The sequence below is a fragment of the Micromonospora sp. AMSO31t genome (assembly GCF_008868175.1).
Lineage (GTDB): Bacteria > Actinomycetota > Actinomycetes > Mycobacteriales > Micromonosporaceae > Micromonospora.
Genome location: NZ_WBKT01000024.1, coordinates 1 through 12,057 on the forward strand (window position 1 = coordinate 1; position 12,057 = coordinate 12,057).

General features: G+C 75.4%; 16 protein-coding genes. 3 read left to right on the top strand and 13 right to left on the bottom strand.

Going from position 1 to position 12,057, the window contains the following annotated elements; genetic code table 11:
• Positions 1–7: 7 nt before the first annotated feature.
• Entirely contained in the window at positions 8–1,279 is a 1,272-nt protein-coding gene (locus F8274_RS08395) for a cupin domain-containing protein (protein WP_192579757.1), read from the bottom strand.
• A gap of 9 nt (positions 1,280–1,288) precedes the next feature.
• The gene (locus F8274_RS08400) at positions 1,289–1,576 is read right to left on the bottom strand and encodes a hypothetical protein (protein WP_151461717.1); all 288 of its coding nucleotides are present in this window, start codon (positions 1,574–1,576) and stop codon (positions 1,289–1,291) included.
• 199 nt (positions 1,577–1,775) lie between these two features.
• Here F8274_RS08400 and F8274_RS08405 point away from each other — a divergent pair, with 199 nt between their 5' ends.
• Together F8274_RS08405 and F8274_RS08410 are read left to right on the top strand one after the other, a co-directional pair.
• Positions 1,776–2,519 (top strand): PIG-L deacetylase family protein, encoded by a 744-nt coding sequence (locus F8274_RS08405; protein WP_151461718.1) that lies wholly within the window; start codon positions 1,776–1,778, stop codon positions 2,517–2,519.
• A gap of 9 nt (positions 2,520–2,528) precedes the next feature.
• Entirely contained in the window at positions 2,529–3,338 is an 810-nt protein-coding gene (locus F8274_RS08410) for a DUF72 domain-containing protein (RefSeq protein WP_151461719.1), read from the top strand.
• Here F8274_RS08410 and F8274_RS08415 read toward each other — a convergent pair.
• The 8 genes from F8274_RS08415 to F8274_RS08455 form a co-directional block, all read right to left on the bottom strand.
• Positions 3,323–3,751: a DUF2267 domain-containing protein gene (locus tag F8274_RS08415; protein ID WP_151461720.1), complete on the bottom strand. Its 429-nt coding sequence runs from the start codon at positions 3,749–3,751 to the stop codon at positions 3,323–3,325. The two genes, F8274_RS08410 and F8274_RS08415, sit on opposite strands and share 16 nt — an antisense overlap.
• 296 nt (positions 3,752–4,047) lie before the next feature.
• The gene (locus tag F8274_RS08425; protein ID WP_151461722.1) at positions 4,048–4,920 is read right to left on the bottom strand and encodes a DUF72 domain-containing protein; all 873 of its coding nucleotides are present in this window, start codon (positions 4,918–4,920) and stop codon (positions 4,048–4,050) included.
• A 47-nt stretch (positions 4,921–4,967) separates the two neighbouring features.
• Positions 4,968–5,366: a TraR/DksA C4-type zinc finger protein gene (locus F8274_RS08430; RefSeq protein WP_151461723.1), complete on the bottom strand. Its 399-nt coding sequence runs from the start codon at positions 5,364–5,366 to the stop codon at positions 4,968–4,970.
• A gap of 245 nt (positions 5,367–5,611) precedes the next feature.
• Positions 5,612–6,241 (bottom strand): uridine kinase, encoded by a 630-nt coding sequence (locus F8274_RS08435; protein WP_151461724.1) that lies wholly within the window; start codon positions 6,239–6,241, stop codon positions 5,612–5,614.
• Between the two features lie 103 nt (positions 6,242–6,344).
• On the bottom strand, positions 6,345–6,953 hold the full coding sequence (locus F8274_RS08440) for a winged helix-turn-helix domain-containing protein (protein WP_151461725.1): 609 nt from the start codon (positions 6,951–6,953) through the stop codon (positions 6,345–6,347).
• 290 nt (positions 6,954–7,243) lie between these two features.
• Complete coding sequence (locus F8274_RS32575; RefSeq protein WP_151461726.1) at positions 7,244–7,852, bottom strand: winged helix-turn-helix domain-containing protein; 609 nt, start codon at positions 7,850–7,852, stop codon at positions 7,244–7,246.
• A 50-nt stretch (positions 7,853–7,902) separates the two neighbouring features.
• The gene (locus F8274_RS08450) at positions 7,903–8,355 is read right to left on the bottom strand and encodes a cysteine dioxygenase family protein (RefSeq protein ID WP_151461727.1); all 453 of its coding nucleotides are present in this window, start codon (positions 8,353–8,355) and stop codon (positions 7,903–7,905) included.
• A gap of 116 nt (positions 8,356–8,471) precedes the next feature.
• Positions 8,472–8,849 carry a signal peptidase I gene (locus F8274_RS08455; RefSeq protein ID WP_151461728.1) on the bottom strand — a complete coding sequence of 126 codons (378 nt, stop codon included), beginning with the start codon at positions 8,847–8,849 and terminating at the stop codon, positions 8,472–8,474.
• Between the two features lie 99 nt (positions 8,850–8,948).
• Between F8274_RS08455 and F8274_RS08460 the strand changes: the two genes are divergently transcribed.
• Positions 8,949–9,872: a DUF3500 domain-containing protein gene (locus F8274_RS08460; protein ID WP_151461760.1), complete on the top strand. Its 924-nt coding sequence runs from the start codon at positions 8,949–8,951 to the stop codon at positions 9,870–9,872.
• Positions 9,873–9,883: 11 nt separating this feature from the next.
• Here the strand turns inward: F8274_RS08460 and F8274_RS08465 are convergent, their stop codons facing one another.
• From F8274_RS08465 to F8274_RS08475, 3 genes are all read right to left on the bottom strand, one after another.
• Entirely contained in the window at positions 9,884–10,642 is a 759-nt protein-coding gene (locus F8274_RS08465) for a class I SAM-dependent methyltransferase (protein WP_151461729.1), read from the bottom strand.
• Between the two features lie 43 nt (positions 10,643–10,685).
• The gene (locus tag F8274_RS08470; protein ID WP_151461730.1) at positions 10,686–11,189 is read right to left on the bottom strand and encodes a DUF2231 domain-containing protein; all 504 of its coding nucleotides are present in this window, start codon (positions 11,187–11,189) and stop codon (positions 10,686–10,688) included.
• A gap of 76 nt (positions 11,190–11,265) precedes the next feature.
• Complete coding sequence (locus F8274_RS08475; protein ID WP_192579755.1) at positions 11,266–11,982, bottom strand: GAF and ANTAR domain-containing protein; 717 nt, start codon at positions 11,980–11,982, stop codon at positions 11,266–11,268.
• Positions 11,983–12,057 lie beyond the last annotated feature (75 nt).

Sequence of the window (12,057 nt, forward strand, 5' to 3'; positions counted from 1 at the left end):
GCGGGGGTCAGGCCGGGGTCAGGACGGCTTCCTTCAGGAGGCGGCGGGCCAGGACCAGGCGGTCGGCGTCGTCGTCCAGGCCGGGCAGGTCGCCGACCCGGGTCACCTCGCCGGCCAGCAGCGCGCGCAGCGCCGGCTCGCAGGTGCCGGGCAGGGTGATGGTGCGGTCGACGAGGCGCAGCGCCACCTTCCCGTCCCCCGTCGGGGTGAGCTGCCAGCGCAGCCCGGCCCGGGGCGCGACCCGGCTGTCCGGGTCGAGCGCCGCCAAGGCGGCGGCCTGGGCGAGGGGCCGGATCGGCGCCGGGCGGGCGGCCGGCCAGGCCCGGTCGCGCAGCCGCGCGGCCACCGCGGCCGGATCGGCGCGCAGCAGCCAGTCGCGCAGCGCCTCGACCGTCTCGGTCAGCTCCGGCTCGATGGCGTCCGGGTCGGCCACGTCGACGCCGAACGGCAGCCCGGCGCGCAGCCGCGCGTCTTCGGCGGAGAGGGCCAGCAGCTCCTCGACCAGGGCATACCGGGTCAGCGCCCGGATGCCGACGGTCAGGTGCAGCGAGCTGCACTCCTGCGCCTCGGCGCTGTGCAGCCAGCCGCGCGGCAGGTAGAGCGCGTCGCCGGGTGCGAGCACCACGTCGAGCGCGGGCCGACCCTCGGCGACGGCGGAGACCTCGTCGGCCCGGCCGCCCCACGGCTGCTTCTCCAGCGGGTCGGGCAGCACCGGCGGGTGGATCCGCCAGTGCTTGCGCCCGTCCACCTGGAGCACGAACACGTCGTGGGTGTCGTAGTGGGTGGCGAAGCCCTGGTTGCGGGCCGGGGTCAGGTAGGCGTTGACCTGCAACGGCTGGGCCAGCGCGGCGCCCAGGTCGCGGGCGAAGTCGACAAGCGCCGGCCAGGTCCGGTGCAGGCCCTGGAGGACCAGGGTGGCGCCGTCGGCGTACAGGGCGAGGATCTTCTCGTCGAGGACCTGGTCGCCGATCTCGGCGCCCGCGCCGCCGCCGCCGGTGAACCGCGCCGCCGGCACCAACTGGCCCTCCTTGGCGACCCGCAGGAACGGGGTACGCAGGCCGCGCCGGCTGAGCAGCTCGTCGGCGTCGGCGGGGCTGAGCAGGTCGGTGAAGCCGGCGGGGTTCGGCAGCTCGGCGGCCTGGGACAGCAGCGGGCTGCGCCCCCAGTGGTCGGCGGCGAACTTGGCCGGCTCGACCGCCACGCAGCGGGCGAGGGCGTCGGCCGCGGAAGACGGAACCGCCGGGCGGCCGTGGCCGCCCGGCGGGTCGAGGTGCGTCACGGCCATCCGTCAGGCGCTGCCGTCGGCGCCGCCGTCGCGCTGACCGGGGGTCGCGCCGCCGTCGGCCGGGCCCTCGGCGCTGCCGTCCGCGCCACCGTCGTGCTGGCCCGGGGTCGCGCCACCGTCGGCCGGGCCCTCCGCGCCGGTGTCGGCACCCTCGTCCAGGCCGCGCTCCGCGCCACGGTCCGCGCCGCCGTCGGCGCCGCCGTCCTGCTGGCCCGGGGTCGCGCCACCGTCGGCCGGGCCCTCGGCACCGCCGCCGCCGGTGGTCTGCATGTCGTCGTCGTTGAGTGCCATGGGTCTCCCTCGGTGTGCCGCCCCTCGTCGGGGTCCGTGTGCAGCGGGTGGTACCCCACGCCCGATCTTCTCTAACCACACCGTAGACGCCGCGACCGCGCCGCACGGACGGTTCGCCGGGCCCCGGCGAGCTCGGCGGGCGGCGGGGCGCGTCCGGTGCCAGGATGGCGGGAAGGAGCACGCGGAAAGGGGGGTGGCCGTGGGGCAGCCGGAGCCGTTGACGCCGCTGGCCGAGGACTGGCAGCGGGCGCTCGCCGTGGTGGCCCACCCGGACGACCTGGAGTTCGGCGCGGCCGCCGCGGTGGCCCGCTGGACCGGGCAGGGCAAGGAGGTCGTCTACTGCCTGCTCACCAGCGGCGAGGCGGGCATCGACGGCATGCCGCCGGAGCGCAGCCGGGTGCTGCGGGAGGAGGAGCAGCGGGCGTCCGCCGCCGTGGTCGGGGTGGACACCGTGGAGTTCCTCGGCCTCCCCGACGGCCTGTTGGAGTACGGCGTGGCGCTGCGCCGCGCGATCGCCGCCGTGGTGCGCCGGCACCGCCCGGACATCGTGGTCACCAACAACTTCCGGGACACCTGGGACGGGGCGTACGCGCTGAACCAGGCCGACCACATCGCCTGCGGCCGGGCCACGCTGGACGCCGTCCGCGACGCGGGCAACCGCTGGATCTTCCCGGAGCAGCTCACCGACGGGGTGGGGCCGTGGTCCCGGGTCCGCGAGGTGTGGGCGGCCGGCTCCCCGCAGGCCGGGCACGGGGTGGACGTGACGGCCAGCTTCGACCGGGGGGTGGCGTCGCTGCGGGCGCACGGGGCGTACCTGAGCGGGCTGGGCGACGGCGGTTTCGACGCCGAGGAGTTCCTCGAGGGGCTGGCCCGGCCGGCCGGCACCCGGCTGGGCGTCCGGTACGGGGCCGCCTTCGAGGTGTTCCGGATCGACCTCGCCTAGGCGGCCGCGATGATCCTGGTCGGCACGTCGGGCTGGCAGTACCGGGACTGGCGGGAGCGCTTCTACCCGGCGAAGCTGCCGCAGCGGCTCTGGCTGGAGCACTTCGCCGCGCGGTTCGCCACGGTCGAGGTCAACAACGCCTTCTACCGGCTGCCCGAGCGGGACACGTTCGTGGCCTGGCGGGACCGCACGCCCGACGACTTCTGCGTGGCGGTGAAGATGAGCCGCTACCTGACCCACATCAAGCGGCTGCGGGAGCCGGCCGAGCCGGTGGCCCGCTTCCTGGACCGGGCGACCGGGCTGGGCGACCGGCTGGGGCCCGTGCTGGTCCAGCTCCCGCCCACCATGCGGGCCGACCCCGCGGCCCTGGACGCGACGCTGCGGCTGTTCCCCGCCGAAGTGCGGGTGGCCGTGGAGCCCCGGCACCCGTCCTGGTGGACCGACGACACCCGGCGGGTCCTGGAGCGTCACCGGGCGGCGCTGGTCTGGGCGGACCGGCTGAGCCGCCCGGTCACCCCGCTGTGGCGCACCACCGACTTCGGCTACCTGCGGCTGCACGAGGGCCGGGCCCGGCCCTGGCCCCGCTACGGCCGCGCCGCGCTGGCCACCTGGGTGCGCCGGCTGGCCGCCGCGTTCCCGGGCGGCGAGCCGGCGTACGTCTACTTCAACAACGACCCGGGCGGCGCGGCCATCGTCGACGCGGTGGCCTTCGCCGGGTTGGCCCGGCGGGCCGGGCTGCCGGTCACCCGGACGCCGCCGGCCCGCCCCGCCGGTGCGGCGGAGCGGGCCGGGAACGGAGCCGGTCAGGGAATCATGTGACCCAGGTCCTTCGGCATGGTGGCCTTCACGTCCTCCCACTCGCCCTGCGTCACGTGCCGGCGCAGGGTGTCCAGCACCACCTGCACCACCCGCTGCGGGCCGCCCTCCACGTCGTACGGGAAGCCCTGGCGGACCTCGTAGAGGAAGTCGTCGCGGTTCAGCTTGATCGGCACGTTCTCCGGCTGCCAGCCGTCGAAGTAGATGCCGCGCACCAGCACCGGCAACTGCTGGGCGAACTCGGCGCTCTCCTGCACCGGCATCCGGTCCCGCAGCAGGTGCAGCACCGTGCGCAGCGCCGCATAGGACTGGTTGCGCTGCGCCTTCGGCCAGCCGTACGCCGACTCGATCTCCTTGAGGATCACGTTCGTCTTGTCCAGCGAGGACTCGAACGCCGAAATCAACTGCTCAGCCATCTGCCCACCCCCGTGCGTCGCTTTCCCAGCGTCGGTCGTCGGTGCGTCGCGGCGGCCCGCTGGGCCCCCGCCAGAGCCGGGTCGGGCTGAACCGACCGGGCCGCCCGCCCCGCCGGGGCGCGTCGGGAGTCCCGACCACGTGCAGCACCCCGCCACGGCGTCTATCCGCTACGACCCGCACCGTCATGACCCCACCTCCTCCTCGGCCGCGCGGTCGCGCCGGTCGACGGACCGCGCACACCGTCCATGCTGCTGGCGCACCGGGTGAGCCGCCCTCACCCGGTGCGGGTGAACCGTCAGCCGGCGTCGAGCAGGCCCGCCAGGGTGGTCCCGTTGCGCTGCGCGTAGTCGCGGTAGCAGTTGTTCATGAGCACGTGGGTGCGCTCGGCCTCGCCGGCCAGCTCGCGCAGCTTCGGCGCCCAGTCGCGCAGTTCCCGGTCGGAGTAGTCGTAGCCGAACTTCTCGTGGATGTCCTTACTGGTCCACTTGTCGCTGTGCCCGTGGAAGCGCACCACCGCGAGGTCCGCGGTGGCCGCCAGCACCGGGGGTACGGACGACTTGTGTCCCTGCGGCATGTCCACGCAGACGAACGGCAGCTCGTGTTCGCGCAGGAAGCCCAGCGTCTCCTCGGCGTTGTCGCCGTCGAACCAGGAGGCGTGCCGGAACTCGAAGACGGGGCGCAGCGGTGCGCACCGGCGTGCCACCTCGAGCAGGTACTGCTTGTTGTCCCGCCGGATGGTGAACCAGGGCGGGAACTGGAACAGGATGGCGCCCAGCTTGCCGGCGTCGACCAGCGGGTCCAGGGCGGACAGGAACCGGGTCCAGACGTCCTCGTACGCCTGCGGCGGCAGGTCGTCCGGGTAGAGGTTCTTCTTCTCCGTGTCCGGGCGCAGGTCCTTGTAGAGCGCGGAGACCCGGGTCGGGTGCCCGGTCAGCAGGCTGAACGCCTTGATGTTGAAGGTGAAGCCGGGCGGGGTGCGGTCCACCCACAGCTGCGCGGTCCGCTCGGCGGGCGGCGAGTAGTAGGTGGCGTCGACCTCGACCAGTGGGAACTGCCGCGCGTAATAGGAGAGCCGTTTCTCCGCAGTGTCGGCGCTCGCCGGGTACCAGCCGGAGTCGAGCAGGGTCCGGTCGGTCCAGGAGGCGGTGCCCACCTTGATGTCACCCATCTGGTGAGTCCACCGCTACCGGGACCGACCGGCAACCCGGGCGACGTTCAGGCCGCCCGCCGCTCCCGGGTCTGCTTGCAGGACACGCAGGACGTGGCGGACGGGAAGATCTCCAGCCGCTCGACCGGGATCGGCGCGGTGCAGCCCTCGCAGAAGCCGTAGGTGCCCTCGTCGAGCCGGGTGAGTGCGTGCTCGAACTGGGCGCGCCGGTCGAGGATGGTGCGCAGCAGGGACTGGGCGGTGTCCCGCTCGGCGGTCTTGGTGCCGCTGTCGGCCTGGTCGTCGCCGGCGGTGTCGCCGACCTCGACCAGCCGGAGCACCTGGCTCTGCAGCACGGCCTGCTCGTACTCCGCGGTCAGCTCGTCGTACCGCGACGTCAGGGACTGCCGGATCTGGTCGACCTCCGCCTGGGAGCGGCCCGTGGCTGTCGTGTCGTGGACGAGCATCGCTGCCTGCCTTTCCTGGGGCCTCATAACACCTCCGGGGCGCGAGCGCCCCGGAACGTGGTCCGATGGATGCACGGGCGAGATCACCCGTGCTCTGTGAGCCGGGCGATTACCCACCCGCTCCACCGGCCAAACCGCGGATTTCCGCGTTCTTCGTCGCCGTTCCTGCCCGGCTGCGCCGTCCGGAGCGTCCCCGTCCCTGCCGCCCCGGCCGCGGTCGTCCCGAATCGGGCCGGCCGCCCGGGTCAGCCGGCCTCGACCAGGGCGGGGTGCCGCGGGTCGTCGGCGCGGACCACCACGTCGGCGAAGGACGCCGGGTCGACCTCGTCGGCGTACCGGGCGAACGCCGGCAGGGTCCAGCGCAGCTCGGGGTCGGTCCGCCGGTCCAGCGCCGCCGGGGAGAGCACCAGGTGGACGGCCACGTCGAACGGCAGGCCGCCGCCGAGCAGCAGCGCGCCGCTGACCAGGACCACCCCGCCGGGCGGCAGGTCGACGTACGGGGCGCGGCTGGCCCGGTCGGCGGCGGCGTCCCACAGCGACGGGAGCAGCCGGCCCGACCCGTCCGGCCCGGCCGGGTCGAGCACCTCCCGGCGCAGGCCCGCCTCGTCGACCCAGCCCTCGTAGTAGGCGTCCGGATTGGTCCGGCCGTGCTCGAGGCGGACCGAGGCGGGCCGAAGGAAGTCGGCGGCCCGCACGTGCAGGACCGGGCGGCCGGCGGCGCGCAGCGGGTCGACCAGGGCGGCGGCGAGGACGTCCGGCTCGGCGGCCGGCGGCCCGTCCACGGCCACCCGCAGCCGGCCGGGCACGGCGGCGCCGGCGAGCCGGTCGGCCAGCTCGGCGACGAGCAGCTCGGGCGTGATGGGGCGGACGCGCATCCGATCATCCTGCCCGGCGGGACGGGTCACCATGCGATCGGCCGGGCGGTCGGGGCTCCGTCCGGAGGGCGATCGGCACGTGGCGGCCGGACCCGGGGCGGCGTCAGCCGGTGCGGTCGATGGTGACCCGGGCGTCGTCGGCGAGCCGGTAGCCGACGCCGTAGACGGTGGTGACCAGCGGGACGTCCACCCCGACCTTGCCGCGCAGGCGGCGCACGTGCACGTCGACGGTGCGGACGCCGGCGTGCTCGTAGCCCCAGACGGCATTGAGAAGTTGCAGCCGGGTGAACACCCGGCGGGGGTGCGCGACGAGGTGCAGCAGCAGGTCGAACTCCAGCCGGGTCAGCGGCAGCGGCTCGCCGTCGCGGAGCACGGACCGGGACGCGGCCAGGATGTGCAGGGTCGGGATGGTCGGCGCGAGCGGGCGCCCCGGAGGGCGGTTGGCCGGCACCGCGTCGGGGCGGCGCTCCGCCGGGGCGGCGCCGGTGCTGATCACGGCATCGCCGCGTTCGAGCAGCTCACGGGCCGCGTCGAGCAGCCGGCGGGCGGCCGGGGTGAGCGACTCCTCGCAGGCCAGCGGGATGTTCAACGTGACCGTGAGCATGGGCGCCGAGGTGTTGGCGGGACGGCGCTGGCCGCCGGGGGGACGACCCGGAACCGCGGGTTGGGACGTATGCCATCCGGCGCGCGACGAGGCGGGGCTGACCGACATGGTCCTCCTTGGCTGGTCCGGGTATCTCCCCACGGCCCGGGACGCCGCTTCATCGATGCTTCCCGGCGCCTGTGCGAGGGTCAAGGGGCGGCTGCGTTGCATGAATGTGACAATTGACGAACACATCGGAGCCGGATGCTCGCTCTGCGTACGAGGCCCGTTGATTACAGCAGAGCGACGAGTTGACCCGGTACGGGGGGTCCCCGGCCGGTTCACAATGGCCGGTGCATGCGCAAACGTGAACGCGGCGTACCCGCGAACCGGGTACGCCGCGCAGGTACGGCGGCGCCTCAGCGCTCGCGGTCCAGCACGATCCGGGCCTCGTCGGCCAGTCGGTAGCCGATGCCGTACACGGTGGTCACCAGCGGCGTGTCGACGCCCAGCTTGGCCCGCAGCCGGCGCACGTGGACGTCGACGGTGCGGGCGACCGCGTGCTCGTAGCCCCAGACGTTGGCGAGAAGTTGCAACCGGGTGAACACCCGCCGGGGATGTTCGGCGAGGAAGAGCAGCAGGCCGCCCGCCACGTCGGTGGCCCGGTGCAGGCCGAGGTCCTGGAGGGCGGCGGCGGCCAGCGACGAGGTGTAGCCCTCCTGGCAGAGGACGACCACCGGCAGGTCGTAGTCGACGGCCTGGGGCAGCCGGGCCGCGCAGCGCGGGTCGAAGCGCCACTCCAGGACGTTGCGCTCGACGGCGAGGGCGCCCGGCACGGTGCCGTGGGCGGCGCGCTGGCCGGCGGGCCGGATGTCGACGAGCAGGGCTCCGCCCCGGACCGCCAGGTGGGCCTGCTCGGGGTCGAGGCGGCGCAGCCGCGCGCGGGCGGCGGCGAGGATCTGGTCGATGCCCCGGGAGCCGGGCGGTGGGACCGGACAGCTCTCGGAGCGGGTGGGGGTCTGCGCCATCGTGGCGTCCTTTCCACGGGCGACGGTCGGGGGTCGGAGCGCGGGCCGGTTCACCAGGCGACGCCGGCCTCGGCCACCTCGGCGACCAGGAGCCGCCCGGCGTCGAGGCGGTAGCGGGTCATCCGGCGCAGCGCGGGCCGGTAGACGTGCACGCTGACGGCCGGCTGGCCGCTCCGGTTGGTGACCACGTGGACGTGCCGGGGGCCGAAGCGGCGGCCGGCGCCCGCGGCGAGCTGGTGCGGGCGCAGCCGGCCGCTGGTGACGGTCTCCTCGGTGAGGGCGCCGGCGACGACCAGGAAGGCGCCCGAGGATCCGCCGTGGTCGTGCAGGTCGGTGCCCTGCCCGGGCAGCCAGCTCAGCGCCCACACCTCGTGCTCGGCGTCGGCGGCGAGCCGCGCGTACCACCGCTGCGCGCGGTCGAAGCGCAGCGGCACGGGCCAGCCGGTCGGATCGGCCCACCGGGCGGCGACGGCGAGCAGGTCGGACGGGTTGGAGCTGGTCATGGGCGGGGCGTCCTCACGGTGCGGGGCGGCGTTGCCCCCTCAGCATAGTCTCTAAACCCTATGGGTTTAGTAGGTAATATCGCATGCTGGGACGCTTCGGTCCGCGTGCCGGGAGGTCAGCGAAGGACGGGCGGTTCCACCCGGTAGCCGGGGACCGACGGCCAGCGCACCGTGAGCACCACCGACTCACGCTCGGCGTACCAGGAGTGGTCCACGCCCCGGCCCCAGACCACGTAGTCGCCGGGCGCGCGCAGCACCACGGTGCGATCCGGCAGCTCGATCCGGAACGCTCCACTGATCAGCACCAGCAGGGCGGTACGCCGCTCGCTCGTGGCCCACCGCGAGCGGGTCTCCCCCGCGGGGTGCACGCCCCACTTCACCTCGACCTCGGTGCTGTGCCGGACGTCGCCGGGCGGCTTGAAGTGGCCCAGCAGCCAGCCCGCGTCGGTCGCCCCGTCCACCGCCGCGTTGCCGACGTACACCCGATCGTCCATCCGCGCCTCCCGTGCCGGCTCGGCAAGCTACCAGGCAGCCCGACGGGACCGGCCGCGGGACGGTATACAAGGGCGGTGGAGGATCCCGTACCCGAGCAGATGCGCGCGGCGGCCGACGCGCTGCTGGCGGCGCTCGACGAGCCGGCCCGACAGCGGGCCCGGCACGACTTCGACGACGAGCCGGCGCGCCGGTGGCTGGAGTACCGGCCCCGGCCCCGGCCCGGCGTCAGCCTCGCCGACCTGACCCTCGCCGCCCGCAAGGCGGCGCACCGGCTGCTGGCCACCGCGCTCAGCCCCGCCGCCTACGCCCAGGCCATGGCCGTGGTGGCGCTGGAGGAGGTGCTGGACCGGGCGGAGAGCTGGCAGCGTGGCCGGCACAGCGGCGACTACTGGGTGGCGGTCTTCGGCGACCCGGCCCGCGACGACCGGTGGGCGTGGCGGTTCGAGGGGCACCACCTGTCGGTCAGCATGACCGTGGTCGACGACCAGGTCTCCCCCGCCCCGGTCTTCCTGGGCGCCAACCCGGCCACCGTCCGGCACGCCGGCCGGCCGGTCTCCCGGCCGCTCGGGCCGGAGGAGGACCTCGCCCGGGAGCTGCTCGACGCCATCGGGCCGGCCGGCCGGGCCGCCGCGATCGTCACCGACGAGGCGCCGGCCGACATCATCAGCGCCACCCGGCCCACCGCGCCGGGGCGGCTCGACCCGCTCGGCGTGCCCCGCGGCCGGCTCGCCCCGTCCGGCCGGGCGCTGCTCGACGGACTCGTCGCGCTCTACCTCGACCGGCTCCCGCCGGAGCTGGCCACCCGGGAGGCGCGCCGGCTCGCCGACGGCGAGCTGCACTTCGCCTGGGCCGGCCCGGTCGGCCCGGGCCGGCGGCACTACTACCGGATCCAGGGCGACGACCTGCTGATCGAGTACGACAACACCACCGAGGACGGCAACCACGCGCACACCGTGCTGCGCCGCCCGGACAGCGACTTCGGCGCCGACGTGCTGGCCGCCCACCGCTCCGCCGCGCACTGACCCCGGCCGGGTCAGGGGCGGCGGGCCTCGATGAGAAAGCGCTGGGCGTGCGCCACGAACGGACCCTCGGCGCGGATGCGCTCGTGCAGGCGACGCAGCTCGGCGCGGTAACGGTCCACGGTGAAGCCGGGCACCGTCCAGACCACCTTGCGCAGGAACCAGACCACCGCGCCGATGTCGTGGAAGACGGTCCGCAGGGTGGCCGTGCGCAGGTCCACCACGGTCAGCCCGGCGGCCTCGGCCGCGGCGACCGCCTGCTCGGGGTGGCGGTGCTCCGGCGGCGGCAGCGGCCCGAGGACGGCTTCGCTCAGCTCACGGACCGTGCCGGCGCCGATCTGCTGGGACAGGTAGCTGCCGCCGGGGCGCAGCACCCGGGCGACCTCGTCCCACCAGGTGTCCACCGGGTGCCGGCTGACCACGAGGTCGAACGCGGCGTCGCGGAACGGCAGCGGCGGCCGGTCGGCCACCTGGACCACGCTGGCCCCGACCCGGCGGAGGGTGCGCCGGGCGACCGGCACGTTCGGCGGCCACGCCTCGGTGGCGGCCAGCAGCGGCGGCGGGACCGGCACCTCGGCCAGCACCTCTCCCCCGCCGGTGTCGATGTCCAGCGCGGCACGGACGGTGGCCATCCGGGCGCCCACCAGGCGGGCGTACCCCCAGGGCGGGCGTTCCTCACTGGCCCGCCCGGCCAGCCAGGCGAAGCCCCAGCCCTCGACCGGCGCCGCCGCGCCCTCGGCGATCAGCTCGTCGGCGTTTCGTTCGGTGTCCACCGGGCGAGCCTGGCGGCCGGGGGCGGCCGGCGGCAAGGCGTTTTCAGGCCTTCGGGCGGATGATCTCCACAGTGGCGCCGGGGATGTCCCGCAGCGCCTCGAAGCCGGTCGGCTCCGCGGCCCGGCCCCGGTCGAACTGGCGCATGAGCCGGGAGCCCAGCCACACCCCGACCGAGCCCACGGCCAGCGCCAGCAGCTCGGTGGCCACCTCGACGCCGTTCGCGCCGCGCTGCGGCGCCTGGGCCCGGATCAGGCAGGTGAGCAGGAACAGCGCCGCCATCGCGGCGTTGACCAGGTTGAACGTGATGGCGGTCCGCCGGGTCCGGTCGGCCCGCACGTCCCACAGGTCGACCATCCCGGCGACCGTCGTGAGCGCGGCGGCGACCAGGGCGGCGACCGCCGTCCAGTAGCCCACCTCACCGAGGAAGGCCGGTCCGCCGGCGACGTCGGCGAGGTCGAAGACCGCGGCGCTGACGAAGAGCCCGAACGGGAACGTCACCAGCATCGGTTGGATCGGGTGTCCCTGCACCCGCAGCCGGCTCTCCATCGGTTCCTCCCCAGGTCCGCGCAGCTCACCAGTCCAGGGTGCTACCCGAGGCCCGCCGGGGCGAAACGAATGTCGCTCAGTTGTCCCGGGGCCGGGAGACGGTGAGCAGGAGCCGCTCGGCCACCTCGCGCAGCGGGATGTCCAACGAGGAAGCGGCGCTGCGCAGCACGTCGAGGGCCTCCGGGGCGGGGCAGCCGCGCTGCGTCATGATGACCCCGACGGCCTGCCCGACCACGCCGTCGGCCAGCGCCGCCGTGTCGAGCTGGTCGGCACGGGCGGCCAGCCGCTGCCGGTCCCGGGTGGCGGCGAGCAGCAGCCCGGCGTGCTCGGCGAGGAGCATGGCGGTGAGCTGGTGCCGGGGGGTGAGCGCGGCGGCCGACTCGGCGTAGAGGTTGATGGCGCCGATCACCTGCTCGTCCACGTCCACCGGCGCGGCGATGACCCCGTGCACGCCCAGCCCGCGGGCCCGCTCCGCCCAGGCCGGCCAGCGCGACTCCCCGGCCAGGTCGGCCGCGGTGATCATCTCGCGCCGCCGGATGGCGGTCAGGGCCGGCGTGTCCGGGCCGTGCCGCAGGTCGTCCAGCTCGGCCCGCTCCGGGTCGGAGGCGGCCACCCCGGCGGGCTCACCGGCACGCAGCGCGGTGAAACCGCAGCAGTCCACCCCGGGTACGGCGTCCCGGGCGATCCGGACCAGCCGGTCCAGCGCCTCGTCGAAGTCGGTGACCGCGATGAGGCCGGCGGTCAGCTCCCGCAGCAGCGCGGCGGTCTCCAGCACCCCGAGCGTGTCCGTCATGGGGTCCCGCGTATCGAGGTTCACCGGGCCACGGCCTCCGCCACCGCCGCGCGCGTCCCCGCGGTGTGCCCGTCC

Excerpts from the sequence above, each read along its gene's own strand:
- F8274_RS08400 (WP_151461717.1), bottom strand. The coding sequence starts at position 1,576 with ATGGCACTCAACGACGACGACATGCAGACCACCGGCGGCGGCGGTGCC.
- F8274_RS08410 (WP_151461719.1), top strand. The coding sequence starts at position 2,529 with ATGATCCTGGTCGGCACGTCGGGCTGGCAGTACCGGGACTGGCGGGAG.
- F8274_RS08415 (WP_151461720.1), bottom strand. The coding sequence starts at position 3,751 with ATGGCTGAGCAGTTGATTTCGGCGTTCGAGTCCTCGCTGGACAAGACG.
- F8274_RS08425 (WP_151461722.1), bottom strand. The coding sequence starts at position 4,920 with ATGGGTGACATCAAGGTGGGCACCGCCTCCTGGACCGACCGGACCCTG.
- F8274_RS08430 (WP_151461723.1), bottom strand. The coding sequence starts at position 5,366 with ATGCTCGTCCACGACACGACAGCCACGGGCCGCTCCCAGGCGGAGGTC.
- F8274_RS08435 (WP_151461724.1), bottom strand. The coding sequence starts at position 6,241 with ATGCGCGTCCGCCCCATCACGCCCGAGCTGCTCGTCGCCGAGCTGGCC.
- F8274_RS08440 (WP_151461725.1), bottom strand. The coding sequence starts at position 6,953 with ATGTCGGTCAGCCCCGCCTCGTCGCGCGCCGGATGGCATACGTCCCAA.
- F8274_RS32575 (WP_151461726.1), bottom strand. The coding sequence starts at position 7,852 with ATGGCGCAGACCCCCACCCGCTCCGAGAGCTGTCCGGTCCCACCGCCC.
- F8274_RS08450 (WP_151461727.1), bottom strand. The coding sequence starts at position 8,355 with ATGACCAGCTCCAACCCGTCCGACCTGCTCGCCGTCGCCGCCCGGTGG.
- F8274_RS08455 (WP_151461728.1), bottom strand. The coding sequence starts at position 8,849 with ATGGACGATCGGGTGTACGTCGGCAACGCGGCGGTGGACGGGGCGACC.
- F8274_RS08460 (WP_151461760.1), top strand. The coding sequence starts at position 8,949 with ATGCGCGCGGCGGCCGACGCGCTGCTGGCGGCGCTCGACGAGCCGGCC.
- F8274_RS08470 (WP_151461730.1), bottom strand. The coding sequence starts at position 11,189 with ATGGAGAGCCGGCTGCGGGTGCAGGGACACCCGATCCAACCGATGCTG.
- F8274_RS08475 (WP_192579755.1), bottom strand. The coding sequence starts at position 11,982 with ATGACGGACACGCTCGGGGTGCTGGAGACCGCCGCGCTGCTGCGGGAG.